The organism is Brevundimonas sp. 2YAF1 (assembly GCF_052114745.1).
GTDB lineage: Bacteria > Pseudomonadota > Alphaproteobacteria > Caulobacterales > Caulobacteraceae > Brevundimonas.
This window is the reverse complement of sequence record NZ_JBFRFI010000004.1, coordinates 66,670-82,950: the sequence shown is the minus strand read 5'-3', so window position 1 is coordinate 82,950 and position 16,281 is coordinate 66,670. Positions and strand designations below refer to the sequence as shown.

The 16,281-nt window shown below is 65.9% G+C and carries 20 protein-coding genes; 13 read left to right on the top strand and 7 right to left on the bottom strand.

Going from position 1 to position 16,281, the window contains the following annotated elements:
• Position 1: 1 nt before the first annotated feature.
• The 3 genes from AB4Y68_RS07250 to AB4Y68_RS07240 form a co-directional block, all read right to left on the bottom strand.
• Complete coding sequence (locus AB4Y68_RS07250) at positions 2–301, bottom strand: hypothetical protein (protein WP_441454845.1); 300 nt, start codon at positions 299–301, stop codon at positions 2–4.
• A 797-nt stretch (positions 302–1,098) separates the two neighbouring features.
• Entirely contained in the window at positions 1,099–1,944 is an 846-nt protein-coding gene (locus AB4Y68_RS07245; RefSeq protein WP_441454844.1) for an SDR family oxidoreductase, read from the bottom strand.
• Positions 1,945–1,964: 20 nt separating this feature from the next.
• Positions 1,965–2,753, bottom strand: a complete 789-nt coding sequence (locus tag AB4Y68_RS07240) for a DODA-type extradiol aromatic ring-opening family dioxygenase (protein ID WP_441454843.1) — start codon at positions 2,751–2,753, stop codon at positions 1,965–1,967.
• Positions 2,754–2,847: 94 nt separating this feature from the next.
• On the opposite strand from AB4Y68_RS07240, the gene AB4Y68_RS07235 reads away from it, so the two are divergent.
• The 6 genes from AB4Y68_RS07235 to AB4Y68_RS07210 all read left to right on the top strand — a co-directional run bounded on the left by AB4Y68_RS07235 (position 2,848) and on the right by AB4Y68_RS07210 (position 8,323).
• The gene (locus AB4Y68_RS07235) at positions 2,848–3,756 is read left to right on the top strand and encodes a LysR family transcriptional regulator (protein WP_441454842.1); all 909 of its coding nucleotides are present in this window, start codon (positions 2,848–2,850) and stop codon (positions 3,754–3,756) included.
• A 340-nt stretch (positions 3,757–4,096) separates the two neighbouring features.
• Positions 4,097–4,534, top strand: a complete 438-nt coding sequence (locus tag AB4Y68_RS07230; RefSeq protein ID WP_441454841.1) for a DUF2231 domain-containing protein — start codon at positions 4,097–4,099, stop codon at positions 4,532–4,534.
• A complete protein-coding gene (locus AB4Y68_RS07225; RefSeq protein WP_441454840.1) occupies positions 4,531–5,826 on the top strand; it encodes a PQQ-dependent sugar dehydrogenase in 1,296 nt (431 codons plus the stop codon). The genes AB4Y68_RS07230 and AB4Y68_RS07225 overlap by 4 nt, the downstream gene beginning before the upstream one ends.
• 124 nt (positions 5,827–5,950) lie before the next feature.
• Complete coding sequence (locus AB4Y68_RS07220) at positions 5,951–6,583, top strand: alpha/beta hydrolase (protein WP_441454839.1); 633 nt, start codon at positions 5,951–5,953, stop codon at positions 6,581–6,583.
• 79 nt (positions 6,584–6,662) lie between these two features.
• Positions 6,663–7,742: a DNA polymerase IV gene (dinB, locus tag AB4Y68_RS07215; protein WP_441454838.1), complete on the top strand. Its 1,080-nt coding sequence runs from the start codon at positions 6,663–6,665 to the stop codon at positions 7,740–7,742.
• The gene (locus AB4Y68_RS07210) at positions 7,739–8,323 is read left to right on the top strand and encodes an alpha-ketoglutarate-dependent dioxygenase AlkB (protein ID WP_441454837.1); all 585 of its coding nucleotides are present in this window, start codon (positions 7,739–7,741) and stop codon (positions 8,321–8,323) included. The genes dinB and AB4Y68_RS07210 overlap by 4 nt, the downstream gene beginning before the upstream one ends.
• A gap of 12 nt (positions 8,324–8,335) precedes the next feature.
• Here AB4Y68_RS07210 and AB4Y68_RS07205 read toward each other — a convergent pair whose 3' ends face one another.
• The gene (locus tag AB4Y68_RS07205; protein WP_441454836.1) at positions 8,336–9,532 is read right to left on the bottom strand and encodes a DUF6880 family protein; all 1,197 of its coding nucleotides are present in this window, start codon (positions 9,530–9,532) and stop codon (positions 8,336–8,338) included.
• 140 nt (positions 9,533–9,672) lie between these two features.
• Positions 9,673–10,128, bottom strand: a complete 456-nt coding sequence (locus AB4Y68_RS07200; RefSeq protein WP_441454835.1) for a thermonuclease family protein — start codon at positions 10,126–10,128, stop codon at positions 9,673–9,675.
• A gap of 197 nt (positions 10,129–10,325) precedes the next feature.
• On the opposite strand from AB4Y68_RS07200, the gene AB4Y68_RS07195 reads away from it, so the two are divergent.
• From AB4Y68_RS07195 to AB4Y68_RS07170, 6 genes are all read left to right on the top strand, one after another.
• Positions 10,326–10,934: a JAB domain-containing protein gene (locus AB4Y68_RS07195; RefSeq protein ID WP_441454834.1), complete on the top strand. Its 609-nt coding sequence runs from the start codon at positions 10,326–10,328 to the stop codon at positions 10,932–10,934.
• Entirely contained in the window at positions 10,931–11,212 is a 282-nt protein-coding gene (locus AB4Y68_RS07190) for a hypothetical protein (RefSeq protein ID WP_441454833.1), read from the top strand. The genes AB4Y68_RS07195 and AB4Y68_RS07190 overlap by 4 nt, the downstream gene beginning before the upstream one ends.
• Positions 11,205–11,396 (top strand): hypothetical protein, encoded by a 192-nt coding sequence (locus tag AB4Y68_RS07185; protein WP_441454832.1) that lies wholly within the window; start codon positions 11,205–11,207, stop codon positions 11,394–11,396. The genes AB4Y68_RS07190 and AB4Y68_RS07185 overlap by 8 nt, the downstream gene beginning before the upstream one ends.
• Complete coding sequence (locus tag AB4Y68_RS07180; RefSeq protein ID WP_441454831.1) at positions 11,393–11,812, top strand: helix-turn-helix transcriptional regulator; 420 nt, start codon at positions 11,393–11,395, stop codon at positions 11,810–11,812. Before AB4Y68_RS07185 ends, AB4Y68_RS07180 begins: the two co-directional genes overlap by 4 nt.
• A gap of 163 nt (positions 11,813–11,975) precedes the next feature.
• Positions 11,976–12,353 carry a hypothetical protein gene (locus AB4Y68_RS07175; RefSeq protein WP_441454830.1) on the top strand — a complete coding sequence of 126 codons (378 nt, stop codon included), beginning with the start codon at positions 11,976–11,978 and terminating at the stop codon, positions 12,351–12,353.
• Positions 12,354–12,513: 160 nt separating this feature from the next.
• A complete protein-coding gene (locus AB4Y68_RS07170) occupies positions 12,514–12,810 on the top strand; it encodes a hypothetical protein (protein WP_441454829.1) in 297 nt (98 codons plus the stop codon).
• A gap of 507 nt (positions 12,811–13,317) precedes the next feature.
• Here AB4Y68_RS07170 and AB4Y68_RS07165 read toward each other — a convergent pair.
• Positions 13,318–13,854: a hypothetical protein gene (locus AB4Y68_RS07165; RefSeq protein WP_441454828.1), complete on the bottom strand. Its 537-nt coding sequence runs from the start codon at positions 13,852–13,854 to the stop codon at positions 13,318–13,320.
• Between the two features lie 227 nt (positions 13,855–14,081).
• Here AB4Y68_RS07165 and AB4Y68_RS07160 point away from each other — a divergent pair, with 227 nt between their 5' ends.
• Positions 14,082–15,458 (top strand): transposase, encoded by a 1,377-nt coding sequence (locus AB4Y68_RS07160; protein WP_441454827.1) that lies wholly within the window; start codon positions 14,082–14,084, stop codon positions 15,456–15,458.
• Between the two features lie 122 nt (positions 15,459–15,580).
• On the opposite strand, the gene AB4Y68_RS07155 is transcribed toward AB4Y68_RS07160, so the two are convergent.
• Positions 15,581–16,255 carry an ArsR/SmtB family transcription factor gene (locus tag AB4Y68_RS07155; RefSeq protein ID WP_441454826.1) on the bottom strand — a complete coding sequence of 225 codons (675 nt, stop codon included), beginning with the start codon at positions 16,253–16,255 and terminating at the stop codon, positions 15,581–15,583.
• Positions 16,256–16,281 lie beyond the last annotated feature (26 nt).

Genomic DNA, 16,281 nt, shown 5'->3' with positions numbered 1-16,281 from the left:
GTCAGCGGGGTTTCAGCAGCCTGCGGCCATTGCCGATCAGGACCAGCGCTGCGCCTGCCAGGATCACGCTGCCGATGAAGGTCGCCTGGATCGAAAAGCCATCCAGCAACCAGCCGCCCGCCACGGCGCCGAGCAGGATCGAGGTCTGGACCGCCGCGACCATCAGGCTTCCTGCGGCTTCCGGGGCGTCGTCGGCGTTTTGCGACATCCAGGTCATCCAGATCACCGACATGGCGGTGTTCATCGCGCCCCACAACGCCAGCAGCAGTCCGGCCGTGATCGGTGCGCTGCCCAGGAACACAAGCCCCAGGGTGCAGACCGACGACGCCGGTCTTGCCCACTCCGGTCGTCACTTCATAGCCATGGTCGGCGAGATGCCTGGCCGCGAGGGCGGCCGTCCGGGTTTCCTGCATCGAGAGTTCGGGGTGTGCGTGCACGTCCTTGTAGACCGCCTCCAATGTGGGAAGCAGATCAGACAATCCTGCCAGAACGCGGTTCAGGGTGTTCGCCGCTGAATCATTCATTCGCCATTCCCGACGATCAAGAACTGGGGTCCAGTCTTGCGTGACAACCCGTCAATGGCGCTTCCGTTTCCTGCGTCGTCTCTGCATGGCCGGAAATCGTTCCCATGCCGCATTGGGAGGGGCCAGGACGCCGGGACCGCCATGATCGACCACCGTCGGCGAGGTCCTCGATCACGTCGCGTCGCCTTTTCGCGGCTGTCGGATCGATCAGCCGGATTCCGGTCAAACCTCACGCGATCCTCGCCCGGGAGCAGGGCGGCTCTGTATCCGGCGGAATTCCAGGCCGTCGCCTGGAGGCTGGGCGTTCCAGAATCCGGGTGATCGGACCACCAACCCGGATGTGCGGCGCTCTTGGGCAGGGCGAATTGAGCGGAGGCTGTCAAAACAGCGTCCCGACAGGGTCGGGGAGGCCGTCATTTCCCTCGCACCAGGCGGGAAACGATCCTGCCCGAGAATACGAAGAGGAGGAAGGCGGGGTCGCCGCCGTTGTAAAATCTGGGATGCGTGGCCGATGAAGTAGACGAAGGCCTTGGAGCGTACGCGCGGCGAGTTCGCCGCGCGCCTCTTCGAAAGGTTACTTCAACGCCGCGGCGACCGAGACGGAGAGCGGCGTGGTCGGGCGGCCGATCAGCTTCGAGAGCGCCCGCCGGTCGTCGAACAGGGCGTCGCGCGAGGCGTCGACGTCCCAGCCGGCGATGGCCTGGCTCAGGGGCTCGGGCAGGCCGAAGCCGGTCAGGGCGGCGGCATAGTCGACTTCGGACAGGTTCCGGTAAGGGATGGTCCGGCCGGTCTGGCGGCTGATCTCCGCCGCCAAGTCCGCGAGCGTCCAGGCGTCGTCGCCCGCGAGCTCGTAGGTCTTGCCGTCGTGGCCGTCGCTGGTCAGCACGCCGACGGCGGCCTCGGCGAAGTCGGCGCGCGGGGCCGCCGAGATCCGGCCTTCGCCGGCGCTGCCGATGAAGGCGCCGCCGGCCAGGGCGCCGGAGATCGAGCCGGTGTAGTTCTCGGCGTACCAGCCGTTGCGCAGGATGGTGTGGGCGATGCCTGACGACTTGAGGTCGGCCTCGGTCTGCCGGTGTTCTTCGGCCAGGCTCAGCGGCGAGGCGTCAGCGTTCAGCAGGCTGGTGTAGACGATGCGCTGGACGCCGGCCTGTTTGGCGGCGTCGATGACGTTGCGGTGCTGGACGGCGCGCTGGCCGACCTCGCTGGAGGAGACGAGCATCAGAGTATCCACGCCCTCGAGGGCGGGGGCGAGCGTCTCGGGTTTGGCATAGTCGAACGGCCGGGCCGCGACGCCGAGGTCGGCCGCCTTCTCGGGCGAACGGACAAGGGCGACGATGGATTCAGCGGGAACCTTCGACTTCAGCTTCTCGACGATGAGGCGGCCAAGATGGCCGGTCGCGCCGGTGATGGCGATGGTCATGGGAAGTCTCCTTGAGTGGATCAGTTGAACTGGAAGCCCGAGATGGCGGTCTCCATCACCTTTTCGGTGTAGATTCGTTGGCCGGGTCCCTCGGCTGCGCCGGCGGCCACCATCAGGGGCAGCAGGTGCTCTTCCTGAGGGTGGGACAGGCGTCCGGCGGGCGCCTCATCCCAGCGTTCGAGCGCTGCGGTGCGGGCGTCGTCCGGCGATTGGACGGCGTCTGTGAGCCACTGGTCGAAAGCCTGCGATGGCTCCGTGAAGCGGGGATCTCCGTAGCCGCGCATGTTGTGGAAGCTCATGCCCGAGGCCAGGATCAGCACGCCCTTGTCGCGCAGCGGGGCGAGGGCTCGACCGGCGGCGAGGTGAAGCGCCGGGTCGAGATTGCGATCCACCGACATCTCGACGACCGGAACGTCGGCGTTCGGGAAGGCCACCTTCAGCGGCACGAAGACCCCGTGATCGAGGCCGCGCTCGGAATCGACGCGCGCCTTCAGGCCCGCAGCGGTGAGAAGGGTTACGGCCTCTTGCGCCATCCCCGGGGCGCCGGGCGCGTCGAAGCGCAACTGGTAGGTGTGAGGCGGGAAGCCGTTGTAGTCATAGATCAACCCCGGCTTTTCGGCGCCGGTCAGGGCGAAGCCGTCTGTCTCCCAATGGCCCGAGACGACCAGGATGGCGGTCGGGGTCTCGGGCAGCCGATCAGGCAGAGCGCGCAGGAAGGCTTCCATGCCGGTCCATGTTCCGCGCGGGTCGTCCATGAAGAAGCAGGGGCCGCCCCCGTGGGGGATGAAGAAGGTTGGCTGGCGAGTCATGGTGCGTCCTTTCGAAACAGACATATGCGCTTTCGACTGATGCGTGATAATCGGGTAATTATGAGAATGACCTTGAACCTTGGGTGTGAAATCCTTGGCTGATCGGCTTACCGGCATCGAGGTCTTCGTGCGGGCTGTCGCGCTGGGCGGACTCTCCGCCGCCGCTCGGGACATGGGCATGTCGCCGACGATGGCGGCCAGGCATCTTAACGCGCTGGAGGCGCGGCTGGGTGCGACCCTGGTCAATCGCACCACGCGCCGCCTTGCGCTCACCGAGGCGGGCGCGGCCTACCTCGACAAGGTCGAGCACATCCTGGCGGAGCTCAGGGAGGCGGAAGCCGAGGTCTCTGCGCGCACCCTGGCCGTGGAGGGACTGCTCAGGGTCAGCGCGCCCGCTGCGTTCGGGGTGTTGCACCTGGGCGAACTCATCGCCGAGTTTCATCAGTTGCATCCCGAGGTGACGATCGAATTGGGGCTCAACGACCGCTACGTCGACCTCCTGGAAGAGCGCTGGGACATGGCGATCCGGATCGGCAAACTTGCCGACAGCAGCCTGGTGGCCAGGAAGCTCGCGGACGCCCGCCTGAACATCTGCGCCTCGCCGGCCTATCTGGCGGCGCGGGGCACGCCACGCACGGTGGCCGACCTCGCGACACACGACTGCCTCGGCTACACATTGTCGGCGCTCATCGGGACATCGCACTGGGGCTTTGGCGCCGACGGCGGCATCCGGCAGCCGGTTCGAGGCTCATTCCACGCCAACAACGGCGAGGTGCTGGTGCAGGCGGCGGTGGCGGGCCAGGGCCTTGTCTATGGGCCACGCTTCCTCACCGCCAAGGCGGTAGCGGAGGGGCGACTCGTCGAGATCACCCTCGATGCGCCCTTCATGGAGATGGGGGCGATCCACGCCATCACCCACGCGGCGCGCAAGCCGGCGGCCAAGACCCGGGCGTGGATCGATTTCCTGTCGCACCGGTTGCGGGTGATGGCCGTTGCCTGGTGACGCGGTCGCCCCTCTGACGACGTGTTCTCCTGATGGCATCCCCCTTTCCATCATCTAGCTATCCGGTCGACTATGCCGTTGCTGCGTAAACTTTCGTCGCGCGGCGGACAGAAAGGCCGGCGTGTTCATAATGGGGAGACCAAGATCAACTCCCATCGACATGTTCGAGTTTGAAGCCTGCATCAACGGCTTCCCCGGTCGCCGCTGGTGAAGCAGCGCGGCATGGCTGTTCGTCGATCCGCCCGTGGAAGCAGAGGCGACCGGCGCCCACGATGAAACCAATCGCGTCGTGGCGTATTGAGAATCCGGCCTCCAAGCTCTGCCATGGAAGGAATCCGGCATGACCGCATCACTGAAGGCAGAAGGACCGCTATTGCGCCCGCTCAACGCCCTGCTCCTGAGTTTCCCCATCGCCCTGTTCAGCGCGGCGCTCGCGACCGATATCGCCTACCTGCGGACGGCCGAGATCCAGTGGACCAATTTTTCGGCCTGGCTGATCGTCGGGGCGCTGGTGTTCGGAGGACTGGTTCTGGCGTGGGCCCTGATAGTTCTTCTGCTGGGCTGGCGTGAACCCGACCGAAGACGACGCGTGATCCTGGCCTGCGGGCTCGGCCTCATGTGGATTCTGGGCCTGATTAACGCCTTCAAGCACAGCCAGGACGCGTGGAGCTCTGTCGGCGTTTTCGGTTTGTCGCTCTCGATCGCCTGCACGCTGCTGGCGCTCGGGGCCGGATTCATCGCCTATTCCGACCATGGATACCGGGAGAGTGCGGGATGATCCGTACCTTAATGGGCGCAACCGCCCTGGTTGTGGCGCTGGCCGGCTGCGGCCGTAGCGACCCGGGTCTGAAACAGACTGGGCCCAACCCCGACCTCCCGGACATCCGCCAGACCCTGGTTCCGCCGATGAGGATCGCCAAACCTGTGGGCTGGGGCGATCGGACGCCCACGGTCCCGGCCGGCTTCACGGTCACGGCCCTCGCGACCGACCTGCAGATTCCGCGTCAAATTCTCGTCCTGCCCAACGGAGATATCCTCGTGGCGGAGGGCAGGGGCGGCAAGGCGCCCAAGGTCAGGCCCAAGGATGTGATTGCGGGCTTCATCAAGAAACAGGGCAACACCCAAGTGGCCGGCGGCAACCGCGTCACCCTGTTGCGCGACGCCGACAACGACGGCCGACCGGAGGTGCGCAGCGTCTTTATCGACCATCTGGACGCGCCCTATGGTCTGGCATTCGTCGATGGTTCGATCTACGTCGCCAATCAGGGCGCGCTGCTGCGCTTCCCCTACCAGACCGGCCAGACCCGTATCACGGCGCCGGGCGTGGAGTTGACCAGACTCCCGTCGCGGATCAACCATCACTGGACCAAGTCCCTGACAGCCAGCGCCGACGGGATGACGCTGTATGTGGGAATTGGCTCCAACAGCAATATCAGCGAGCGCGGTCTGGCGGTCGAGGAGGAGCGGGCTGTCGTCTGGGCGATCGACCGCGCCACCGGCGCGCGCCGTACGGTCGCGACCGGGATCCGCAATCCAACCGCCCTCGCGATTGAACCGCAGACCGGTGCTCTATGGGCGGTCGTCAACGAACGCGACGAGATCGGACCGCAACTGGTTCCCGACTACCTGACCTCGGTGCGAGAAGGCGCTTTCTACGGCTGGCCTTACAGCTACTGGGGACGCAACATCGATCCGCGCGTCCGGCCGCAGAACCCGGAGATGGTGGCGCGCGCCGTCGCCCCGGACTACGCGCTGGGCTCGCATGTGGCGGCGTTGGGTCTGTCGTTCGCGGCAAATGGAGGTTTCGGCGGGGCCTTCTCGCAAGGCGCCTTCGTCGGCGAGCACGGCAGCTGGAACCGCCAGGACCTGTCCGGCTACAAGGTCGTGTGGATTCCCTTCGCCGACGGACGCCCGGCGGGACAGCCAGTGGATTTCGTCACCGGCTTCCTGACCGACGACGGTCAGGCGCGCGGGCGGCCCGTCGGCGTCGCCTATGATCCGGAACGACGCATTCTCCTGGTTGCAGACGACCTGTCCAACACCGTGTGGAGGGTCGCGCCGAGCCGCTGATCTCACTGAGCTTGGGCGGCGTGATCCTGGAGGCTGTCTGATGAGTGACGCACTTGTGGTTTTCCTCCACGGGGTCGGATCCAACGGCGCTTCCCTGGCGCCCTTGGCCAGGGTCTGAGCGGACGTGCTCCCAGGTGTCGCCTTCGCTGCCCCTGACGGACCTTTTTCCTTCGATCAGGGAGGCTCCGGACGGCAGTGGTTCAGCGTCGCTGGCGTGACGCCCGCCGATCGGGCGGAGAGGATTGTTGCGGCGCGACCCGCGTTCGATTCCGTTCTCGAAGGCTTGATCGCCGCCCACGGATTGTCCGACCGGCCCGAGCGAGTGGCGCTGGTCGGCTTTTCTCAGGGGAGGATCATGGCTCTGGACGCCGTGGTGTCGGGCAGGTGGCGCGTAGGCTGCGTTGTCGGCTTCTCGGGGCGATTGGCCAGCCCGACGCCGTGGCTCCCGACTACGACGCCCGTTCTGCTGATTCACGGGACGGCGGACGCGGTGATCCCGAGCGCCGAAGGCCAGGCCGCCGCCGCCGCGGCCCTGGCTGAACTCGGAGCTCCGGTCGAGACCGTCTGGGTTGAGGGCGGCGGTCACGAGGTGCAGGCGGCCGGAGCGGCCGCTGCCGGGCGGTTCCTGGCGAAGACACTGGGCGAGACGGCTGATAGAAGGCGGCGCCTGTCGCCGCCGCCGCTTCCTTTCGCAGGACAAGGCGGCGCGGGCGGCTCAGGTCCTGACCGGGGGAGGGCAGGCGGCCTGACGCTGTGACGGGGCGGTCTGGCTGAATGCGTCCACGCGAACGGCAATGGGTGTTCCCGTTTTGTTCGGATTTTGCTAGGTGTCGGCCATGGGAGCCGCAACGCCTCGCAAGATCATCCACGTGGACATGGACGCCTTCTTCGCCGCGGTGGAGCAGAGGGATGATCCGAGCCTGCGCGGGCGGCCGGTCGCCGTGGGCCATGCCGCCTCGCGCGGCGTGGTCGCCGCCGCCAGCTACGAGGCGCGTCGGTTCGGCGTGCGATCGGCCATGCCGTCGAGCACTGCCTTGCGACGCTGCCCGGAGTTGATCTTCACGCCGCCGCGCTTCGAGGTCTATCGCGCCGTTTCGGCGCAGATCCACGCCATCTTCGCCGACTATACGCCCCTCATCGAGCCGCTTTCCCTGGACGAAGCCTATCTGGACGTCACAGCCAACCTAAGGGGGCTGCCGACGGCTACCGCCACCGCTGCTGAAATCCGGGCCCGCATCCTGGAGGAGACCGGACTGACGGCTTCGGCTGGGATCTCCTACAACAAGTTCCTGGCCAAGCTGGCCTCGGACCAGCGCAAGCCGAACGGCCAGTTCGTGGTCCCGCCGGGGCGGGGAGAGGCTTTCGTCGAAACCTTGCCTGTCAAGCGCTTCCATGGCGTCGGACCGGTGACGGCGGAGAAGATGCACCGGCTCGGGATCGAAACGGGCGCTGACCTGCATCGCCAGTCGCTGGCCTTCCTCCAGCATCATTTCGGCAAGTCGGGACCCTGGTACTACGCCATCGCCCGCGGAGAAGATCAGCGGCCGGTCAATCCGGATCGCGAGCGAAAGTCGAGCGGATCCGAAACCACCTTCGCGCGGGACCTCGTTGATCCCGAGGCGATCGAGGCCGGCGTCGGGGAGATGGCGGACGAGGTCTGGGCCTGGTGCGAGAAGTCCGGCACGTTGGGACGAACGGTGACGGTGAAGGTGAAGTGGGCCGACTTCCAGCAGTCGACCCGCAGCCGGTCCTTCGCCGAGCCGGTCGGTTCGAAGGCCCGCCTCAGGGAGGTCAGCCGCCTGCTGGTGCGGTCGCTCTATCCGCCGACCAAGGGGGTTCGGCTCGTCGGGGTCGCCATCTCCAATCTCGAGAAGGCGCCGCCCGAGGCCGCCGGTGGCGAACTGGCGCTGTCATGACCGAGGCCCAGGCCGACCTGTTCGGACACGACCCCGTCCTGGCTCCCGCGGCGGGGCCGGACGGCTTCGGCTATTGGCCCGGCGTACTGTCCGCCTTGGAGCAGGCTGAACTGGTCGAGCGGCTGCAGGGACTGGTCTTCAAACCCTATGAACACATGGGATACGTTGGCTTCCGGCGCATCGCCGCCTTCGGCCGCCGTTATGACCCCGACAGCCGTCGGCTTGAGGCCGTAGATCCGTGGCCGGACTTTCTGCAATCATTGCTGGGCCGGCTGGCAGGACGGCTTGAGATTGACGGGGCGGCCTTCGTTCAGGCCCTCGTCAATGAGTATGCCCCGGGCGCAGGCATCGGCTGGCATCGCGACCGGCCGGTCTACGGGGACATCCTCGGCGTCTCTCTTCTGGCGCCCTGCGTCATGCGCCTGCGTCTGAAGCAAGGGTCGGAGTGGCGCCGGTTGGCGGCGCCGCTCGCACCCGGTTCCGTCTACCGGCTCTCGGGCGAGGCGCGGAGCCTCTGGGAGCATTCCATCACGCCGATGACGGCGCTGCGGTATTCGATCACCTTGAGGACCCTGGCTTGAGACGGCCGGGGTCTAGTCCGCCAGGAGGTCGGCGGCCTCCGGAAAGCGCTGTGCCAATCGGGACGCCCAGTCCCTGGCGATAGGCCCGACCTTGCGGGCCTCGCGCGGTCGGGCCTGAACCAGGCTCGCCGCCTCGCGGTGCGCCGGCCAGTCCATGAGAAGACGCATGGCCGCCTCGAAGTCGGGATGGGCGGCGGCGTGGGCGAAGGCCCGGTCCAGGGCCTCGACGTCGTCGAAGTCGGGAAGACGGGCGAGATAGCCCCTCAGGACCTGAGCCGAGAGGTCGCGTTCGAACAGGTTCCAGCGCAGATCCTGGGCCTCCTGGCGGCGGCCCTCGGCGTCCAGCACGTCGATGGAGGCGGCCTCCCAGGCCGGCGTCAGCCTGGGGGCGCCGTCCGCGGGGTTTCGACCGAATGTCCAGCGACGGTTCGCGGGAGAGAGCGCCAGCGCGCCTTCGAGGGCGGCTCGCGCCTCGACAAGTCGGCCGGCGGCAAGGAGCCGACGCGCGATGTCGGCCGCCACATCGGGCGATCCGGCCTGTTCGGGCGTGACGAGGGACAGCCAGAGATCGAGGTCCTGGGCTCGGTCCGCAAGACGGCGGACGAGATTGCGCCCGGCAGGCGTCTTCCTGGCCGAGGCGTCGAGACTGTCGAGCAGACGGCGCGCCAGATCGGGGCCGACCGTGTCGCCGGCGGCGGCGATCCACCGGCCGTAGTCGAGAGGGCGACGGCGAAGCGCGTCCGCCAGCTCACGGGCGGCGGGTTCGCCCGCCGTCTCGGCGAGGATGAAGAGATCGGGCGCGGCCGCCTCGAAGACGACGACCAGTTCGCCCTTGGCATCCTTCACGCGCGCGGCGAGGCCCGGATAGAGGTCGAACCAGCGGACGAGGATGGCGAGCGCCTCGGCCGGGGCTGCCGGCGCCAGGCGCTCGACGATCATTTTCCGGTGGGCTTCGAGGTCCTCGATCAACTCGCCCCGCTTGCGCCAGGAGATGCGGGTGCGGGCCGCCGCGAGCGCCGACAGTCGCTTGTCGATCTCCAGGGCCAGCAGTTCATGACCCGCCTCTGCGGCGAGTTCCAGGCGGAGCCGACGCTTCAGGTTGGCGTTCCCCGCGCCGGCCTCGATCAGCAGATCCGCCAGGCGCGGGGCGCCGAGGTGGACCAGACTGGCTGCGGAAAGCCGGGTCGAAATCCGTGATTGTCGCGCCATGACGCCCTGCGATGGAGGCGACGGATCGCCCGGTACGCCGCCTATAACACGCAGGCGCTTGAGGCGCTTCGGTCTGCGGCCCCTTGGGCATGGCCCCAGGTCGCCACGCGAAGACGATCCGGTTCACGCCGTCGTAAATATCAGCGCCCGCATAGTGGCTTTTTCCGATCAAACGTCTCCCAGACCAGGGTCGTGCCGCTCGCCACCATGGCGCAATTGATCTCTTCGCCCGACGGCGCCCAGCAGATAGCGGTGACGCGGTTGTAGCTTCGGCCGGTCTGTTCGCAACGAAGGGTCTTGCCGGCGGCAAGCCGGTTCAGCTCGGCTGTAGCGGAAGCGGCGCTGGCTGTCGGGCAGGGGTGGCCCGGCGAACAGGTTTCGTCGGTCTCCCGCGCCGCGACGGCGTGGAGCCTGACCCTTGTGCCGTCCTTGCATCGTAGGGTGTCGCCGTCGTTCACATAGGCCACATCGCACAGGAAACCGGTCTCGGTCGGCGAAGATGTAAGGGCGTCTTCAGCGGCTGCGGGAGGCGGCGAGGTGCGACTATCGGCGTCAGCCTCGGGCCAGTTCAGGGCGGCGATGAAGGCGACGGCCATGATGGTCGCCGTCATGGAGAGAAGGCGACTGTTGCGCCGCACCTGCCAGCGGGAGCCGGTTGAACGGGATGGTTTCGAGCTCATCGAGACAGGCTAGGGCCAATGGGTGAACGGGCCGTGCACCGGCCAACCCGATGAAAGGAAAAGGAAGGGCGGCTGGGAGCGCTCCGATCGGGAGCGGCAGACAGGAGGACGTCATGTCGTCCCGACCCGCGTCGACCATCCGTGAACTTGGCCCTGCACCAGCCTCGACCGTCGGCGACAGCGACCTTGACCTGCTGGCGGCTATCCTTGCGCGAAGCCGGTCGCCTGCCGCCTGCCGGGCCGTCGCCGCCGACCTGATCGCGGCCTTCGGCGGCCTGGCCGGCGTCGCCGCGGCCGATGAAGCCGCCCTGCTTCGTGCCGGCCTCGCGACGGCCGCGGTCGCCGACCTGGGGCAGGTCCGGGCCCTGGCTGTGGCCATGGCGAGGGCCGAGGCCCTGCGCCGACCGGTCCTGTCGTCCTGGACCGCCCTGACGTCCTATCTCCGCGCAGATCTGGCGCATGCGCCTCGAGAGCAATTTCGCGTCCTCTACCTCGACCGTCGCAACATCCTGATGAGGGAAGAATGGCGCGCGGACGGGACGGTCGACCATGCCCCGGTCTACAACTCAGGGCCGGGCCGGGTTGCGCGCCTCGGCCGTGTGCCGGACATCGCCGAGACGCGGGCTTATGTGACGACCGTCGTCGACTGTTTTCTCGCGCTCACCGCCGGCCGGGGCGTCACGAACTCACGCCAGTGCCCGGCAGAAGGGACGCTGCTATGATCCCCCATGTTTCGGGCATCGAGGTCGAGGCTCCGTCCGGCGACGAAGGCCTGCTGACGCGTGCCGAAGCGTCGGCTTTCCTGGCGCTTCTGGGCGTCCGCCTCAAGCCCGCCACCCTCGCGCGCCTCTGGTCGACGACGTCCAACGGGCCGCCCTGCCGTCACATTCGGTCCAGGCCCTACTACCCGCGCGGACTGCTGCGGGAGTGGGCGAAGACCCAGATCACCGAGGTGAGGACCGGGGCCCCGCCGGCGGCGAGGAGCCGAGGCCGTGCGTGAGATGAGGTCCATCGAATATCCGACACTGGAGGGGCTGCTCGCAGATCCGGCGACGAGCTTCGCCCTGAAGGCCGTGATCGAGGCCTGGGCAGGACGGGATTGCGTGGATGCGGCGCATGACGCCCGTCTACTGCATGCAGCCACCGCCTTGAACGCCGACCGTCGACTGGCGCGCGCGCCGTGAGCTTCCGGGTGGACGGAGAATTCGTCGATACAGGCGGACCGGAAGACCGGTTGCTGCCCTGGGGCCGAGTCCGGGACATCGCGGGTATCAGTCGGTCCACGGCGTGGCGGATGCAGCAGTCCGGAGATTTCCCGACGCCGGTGGTAGTTTCTCCAGGTCGTGTGGGATGGTGGGAGAGCGAACTTACAGCCTGGAAGGGAGCGCGTGGGACGGCCAAAGCGCTGAAGCCGCCCTTGAGGCCTAGGCTGGGGGGCATGCCGCGCCGGACGCCTATCCGACCGGCGGCGGGGGCGTCGGATGGAACCGGTGTTCAGGCGGGCGTGTCGGATCAGCCGATGAAAGAACTGACTAGGCGGCCTGAAGGCAAGCGTCGCGCCCGCCCGGTCCATGTCGACCAGATCGACTTCGGCTTTTGAGGGACGGACGCGCCGCTCGCCTGCGTTGGGCTCTATTGCCATTTCCAGGAAGCCGGGAGGCCGATATCCGCTTTCGGCGCCAAAGCCCCAGGACCGAAATCGACCCATTGCGGCCAAAGCGATGCCCACCGCATGATGACCGTCCCAATCGGAGGCGCGCCTCATGAAAACGCTGATGCTGAGTTTCGGAACTGGTGAAAGTGTTGATCTCAATGGACATCGAGATGACGGCCGCGCGCGCCGCTTCGCAGCCTTTCGGGCGGCTTTCGAGCTAGGTCCCGCGTGGCACGGTGGGCAGGACGCACTCTTTCTCAGGACGGACAAGACTGTCGAGGAAGTCGTTCAACACGTCCTGCGCTTGATGGATGATCGCGATCTGCTCTTGGTCGTGGAAATAGTCGATGGCGCAGACGTCAGGTTTGCAGGCACGCGTTTCGACGAGGATGGGTTCGACGGAATTTTCCCGGACGCGACAGAGGTCGAGCATCCGAACGTGTGGGGCCCCTACGGTCCCCACCTGAGAGAGGCTGATTTCCGCTAACCAACCTTAGGTGACTCTCAGCGCGTCGGCTGTTGGGCGCTGCGGCCAATGTCCGAATTCGGTGTCGAAGCCTAAGACTAAAATCGACCCATGGCGGAAGTTGGCCAGTGCTTGCGTTTCAACACCTCCTCCTTGAACGTGCCGCTGAACGGGAAACAAGATGATGTTGAAGTGGGCGGTTCGATATCATCGCTACCTTTTGTCCAAGGGGGAGGCATGGTCCGAGGAAAATCCCCTAAATGGGCTGTATCGGGTGGCGATGCCTTGGCTGCTCGCAATGCTCGGACTGTCGATTTCGGGGATGGCTTTTGACCCAGAGAACGTCCCGCAATTGATCGTCATGATGGCGGCATGGGGTCTGGCCGCTTTCGGCTTATTTTACGCGATCGTTGCGTTTGGAGCGGGCGCGATAGGCGCGCATCGCGCCCGCCAGAGGCAGAAAGCCGACGACCGCTAACCACCCACAGCGGACGACGACGACGACCGCTTTCCGGCCTGACGGCCAACGTCCGCTTTCGGGGCGGGAGCCCAGGACCGAAATCGACCCGTAGGAGACATCACCGGCCCCACATCCTGTAGGGACATTCAATGACTTGGTTCGGCAAAACGCGACGGGCTGTGTCGTATTCCGCGCAAAGTTTCTGGACCCGCCGATCTTCCATGATCATCGACCCCGCGATGACGACGAACGGCAGGAAAACAATGGCCAAGCTCAAGTACATGAGCAGCCGCTCTCGAAGCGTATAGTTATTTCTAGGGGGCATTGGTGAAGCCTGCGCCAAAGTCATTATAATGGCTACCCTATTGATCGTCCGCAAATACCCCTAGCCGAGGTCGGCAGAGCTCAACTTCCGCTTCCCGCCCCTAGCCGAAGTTCCGAACGTCCGCTTGTCAGCGGCGCGGTCAATGTCCGGTTCCAGGCTGGGTGCCTATTTCGCAAACCGACCCGTTGCGGACGTTGCCGTCACGGGAACGAGGAGGAGAATCCGAGCCCAACGTAGCTGCGAAGTTGCAATGCCTTCACAATCGTTTCGCCGTCCAGCGTGGTCATCGACGTGATGCCAAGCGGACCGCAGTTCAGATAAGTGAACCAAACCTCCCGGCCTGGGTGCCGGGCAGTGAACCGATCGCAGCCTTCATGTGCAAGCACTGATCGCTCCACTCCGTATCGCCACCCGTCCAGTTCCAACGAGGTTAGTGGATCGGCAAATACCACCAAAGGACCGGGCGCTTCCTCGATTCGGATGCAGTAATCGCCCGCCGCACACGCTCGAATTTGACCATATCCGCCTATGCCGACAGAGGTATTGTCTCTTCGGGCAATCGCCGTAATTTTCAACGCGTCATCGTATAGGTAGACTAGAACTTCGGAAGCTTCGAGAACGCGCCCCCGCTCTGAGACGAGTTGATACGCGGCTGGAAATTTTGGTTGTTCTGGTGTGTGATTTGCGCAACCGCTTACGGCGGATGGCAATGTCGCAAGTAAAAACCATCGTCTCATTCTGCGCTCCAGCATTGCAGATATTGACAGTTTATGCGCAGCCCGTCGATGTCCGCTCCCCACCCTTAGCTGACGTCGAAGGCGACCGCTTTCCTGCCTGGCGGCCAACGTCCGCTTTCGGCGCCGAAGCCCAGGGCCGAAATCGACCGATACTGTTGAAAAAGTCGCCAATTGCCAAGGTCGTCCCAGGCTGATTCACTCTGGTCGTTGAGGCTGGAGGCAGCGCGATGATGGGCGAGCGGAGGGTCGATCAGGCGGCCCTGTTCTACACTTTCTCGCTGGAAGACCACGTCCCGGCGAGCCACCTGCTGAGGTCGATCGACCGGTTTGTGCAGTTGGAGGGTCTGCGAGCGCATCTGGCTCCGTTCTACAGCGCCATGGGGCGTCCTTCGATTGACCCCGAACTGCTGATCCGGATGCTGCTGGTCGGTTATTGCTTCGGCATCCGGTCGGAGCGCCGGCTGTGCGAGGAGGTCCATCTGAACCTGGCCTATCGCTGGTTCTGCCGGCTGGGTCTGGAAGGCGCCGTGCCGGACCACTCGACCTTCTCCAAGAACCGTCACGGCCGCTTCAGGGAGAGCGACCTGCTGCGCCAGTTGTTCGACACGGTCCTGCGCCGGTGTATGTCGGAAGGCCTGGTCGGCGGCGAAGGCTTCGCCGTGGACGCCAGCCTGATCAAGGCCGAGGCGAACCGGGAGCGCAGCGTGCCTGGCGATCCTGGTCTGCCGCCCGAGGCATCGAGCCGAGCCATCGACGAGTACCTAGCGGTCCTGGATGATGCGGCGTTTGGTGCGGCCACGCCGGTGACGCCCAAGTTCATCTCGCCGGCAGATCCGGCCGCGCGCTGGACCGCCGCCAACAAGGGACCGGCCTTCTTCGCCTATGCCACCAACTACCTGATCGACCTGAAGCACGCCGTCATCGTTGATGTCGAGGCGTCCACCGCCGTGCGGCCGGCCGAGCTGACCGCGGCCCGCACCATGATCGAGCGGGTTCAGGATAGGCATGATCTCCACCCCGATCGCCTTGCCGCCGACACCGCCTATGGCTCGGCCGAGATGCTGGAATGGCTGGTCAACGACCAAGGGATCGCACCCCACATCCCGATCATCGACAAGTCTGCCCGGACGGACGGGACCTTCTCCCGAGCCAACTTCACCTATGATCCCGCCGCCGACCTTTATCGCTGTCCGGGCGGCAAGGAACTGAAGCAATATCGGCGAGCCTTCCGCGCCGATCACCCCGATACCCCGCCGGATGACACCTATCGGTATCGCGCCTCCGAGATCGATTGCGACGCCTGCGCGCTGAAGCCCAATTGCTGCCCCAACGGGCCGGCTCGGAAGGTAACCCGTTCCATCCACGAAAACGCCCGGGACGTCGCCCGCGACATCGCCAAAACCGACGCCTACGTCACCTCTCGACGCGAGCGGAAAAAGGTCGAGATGCTGTTCGCCCACCTCAAGCGCATCCTCAGGCTCGACCGACTGCGCCTTCGCGGTCCCTGCGGCGCCCGAGACGAGTTCCTCCTCGCCGCCACCGCCCAGAACCTGCGCAAAATGGCCCGCCTGATCCCCTTACAGACCGCACCGGCGCCCGCCTGAAGGCCTGAAGCGTCGCGAACCGCGTCACAGCCTGACCACGCCGCTCTTCAAACCTATCAGCCGGGCGACTTTTTCAACGGTATCGACCCAGTGCGGACCTTCAGGGGACGATAGTGGTTGGCTCAGAGACCGTAAGCGGCGTTGAATGATCTCGCTCCCGTATCACTAAACGTCACCACGCGCCCTTGCCCGCGTCGTGCCCAGCGTTGATCAAGGGCATGGCTGAGCATCGCCGCGCCCAGCGCGCCCCCTAGGTGATGGCGACGCTCGCTCCAGTCCAAGCAGGTTCGGCACAGCGGGCGCCTACCGCGTTCGAGGGCGAGAACGTCTATGCCGATTGCGGTCAAACCATCGCGGCCGGTCGCGGTCAGCACAGGTGGGTCCGCATGTTCGAGCCATCCTGTTTTGATGAGGGTCTGGAGCAGCAATACGCCCTGTTGCCCGGCCAAGTGGTCGTAACATACGCGCGCGGTTCGCATAGCCGCGTCTCTCGGTCCGGTTCGGACGCGAACGGCCCCAGTTCTCTGGGCCAGCCCCATCAACGCTTCCAACACATGCGCCACATCGTGGTCAGCGAGCCGATAGTATCGGTGCCGACTTTGCTTCTCCACGACCAGAAGCTTGGCGATGCGGAGTTTGGATAGATGGCCACTGGCTGTCGGCAGAGCGACCCCCGCCGCTTCAGCGAGTTCCGTCACCGTCAGAGCGCGCCCGTCCATCAGGGCCGTCAGCATGTTCGCGCGTGCAGGATCCCCAACAAGCGCCGCCACTTGGGCGATGAGAGGTCCATCCTTCATATTCGCCACCTCGCAGGGATTGAGCG

What these genes read in the sequence shown, in the direction of transcription:
- AB4Y68_RS07240 (WP_441454843.1), bottom strand. Translation starts at nt 2,753, where the DNA reads ATGACTCGCCAGCCAACCTTCTTCATCCCCCACGGGGGCGGCCCCTGC.
- AB4Y68_RS07155 (WP_441454826.1), bottom strand. Translation starts at nt 16,255, where the DNA reads ATGAAGGATGGACCTCTCATCGCCCAAGTGGCGGCGCTTGTTGGGGAT.
- AB4Y68_RS07200 (WP_441454835.1), bottom strand. Translation starts at nt 10,128, where the DNA reads ATGGCCGTCGCCTTCATCGCCGCCCTGAACTGGCCCGAGGCTGACGCC.
- AB4Y68_RS07165 (WP_441454828.1), bottom strand. Translation starts at nt 13,854, where the DNA reads ATGAGACGATGGTTTTTACTTGCGACATTGCCATCCGCCGTAAGCGGT.
- AB4Y68_RS07230 (WP_441454841.1), top strand. Translation starts at nt 4,097, where the DNA reads ATGACCGCATCACTGAAGGCAGAAGGACCGCTATTGCGCCCGCTCAAC.
- AB4Y68_RS07225 (WP_441454840.1), top strand. Translation starts at nt 4,531, where the DNA reads ATGATCCGTACCTTAATGGGCGCAACCGCCCTGGTTGTGGCGCTGGCC.
- AB4Y68_RS07210 (WP_441454837.1), top strand. Translation starts at nt 7,739, where the DNA reads ATGACCGAGGCCCAGGCCGACCTGTTCGGACACGACCCCGTCCTGGCT.
- AB4Y68_RS07170 (WP_441454829.1), top strand. Translation starts at nt 12,514, where the DNA reads ATGATGTTGAAGTGGGCGGTTCGATATCATCGCTACCTTTTGTCCAAG.
- AB4Y68_RS07245 (WP_441454844.1), bottom strand. Translation starts at nt 1,944, where the DNA reads ATGACCATCGCCATCACCGGCGCGACCGGCCATCTTGGCCGCCTCATC.
- AB4Y68_RS07190 (WP_441454833.1), top strand. Translation starts at nt 10,931, where the DNA reads ATGATCCCCCATGTTTCGGGCATCGAGGTCGAGGCTCCGTCCGGCGAC.
- AB4Y68_RS07175 (WP_441454830.1), top strand. Translation starts at nt 11,976, where the DNA reads ATGAAAACGCTGATGCTGAGTTTCGGAACTGGTGAAAGTGTTGATCTC.
- dinB (WP_441454838.1), top strand. Translation starts at nt 6,663, where the DNA reads ATGGGAGCCGCAACGCCTCGCAAGATCATCCACGTGGACATGGACGCC.
- AB4Y68_RS07195 (WP_441454834.1), top strand. Translation starts at nt 10,326, where the DNA reads ATGTCGTCCCGACCCGCGTCGACCATCCGTGAACTTGGCCCTGCACCA.
- AB4Y68_RS07160 (WP_441454827.1), top strand. Translation starts at nt 14,082, where the DNA reads ATGATGGGCGAGCGGAGGGTCGATCAGGCGGCCCTGTTCTACACTTTC.
- AB4Y68_RS07205 (WP_441454836.1), bottom strand. Translation starts at nt 9,532, where the DNA reads ATGGCGCGACAATCACGGATTTCGACCCGGCTTTCCGCAGCCAGTCTG.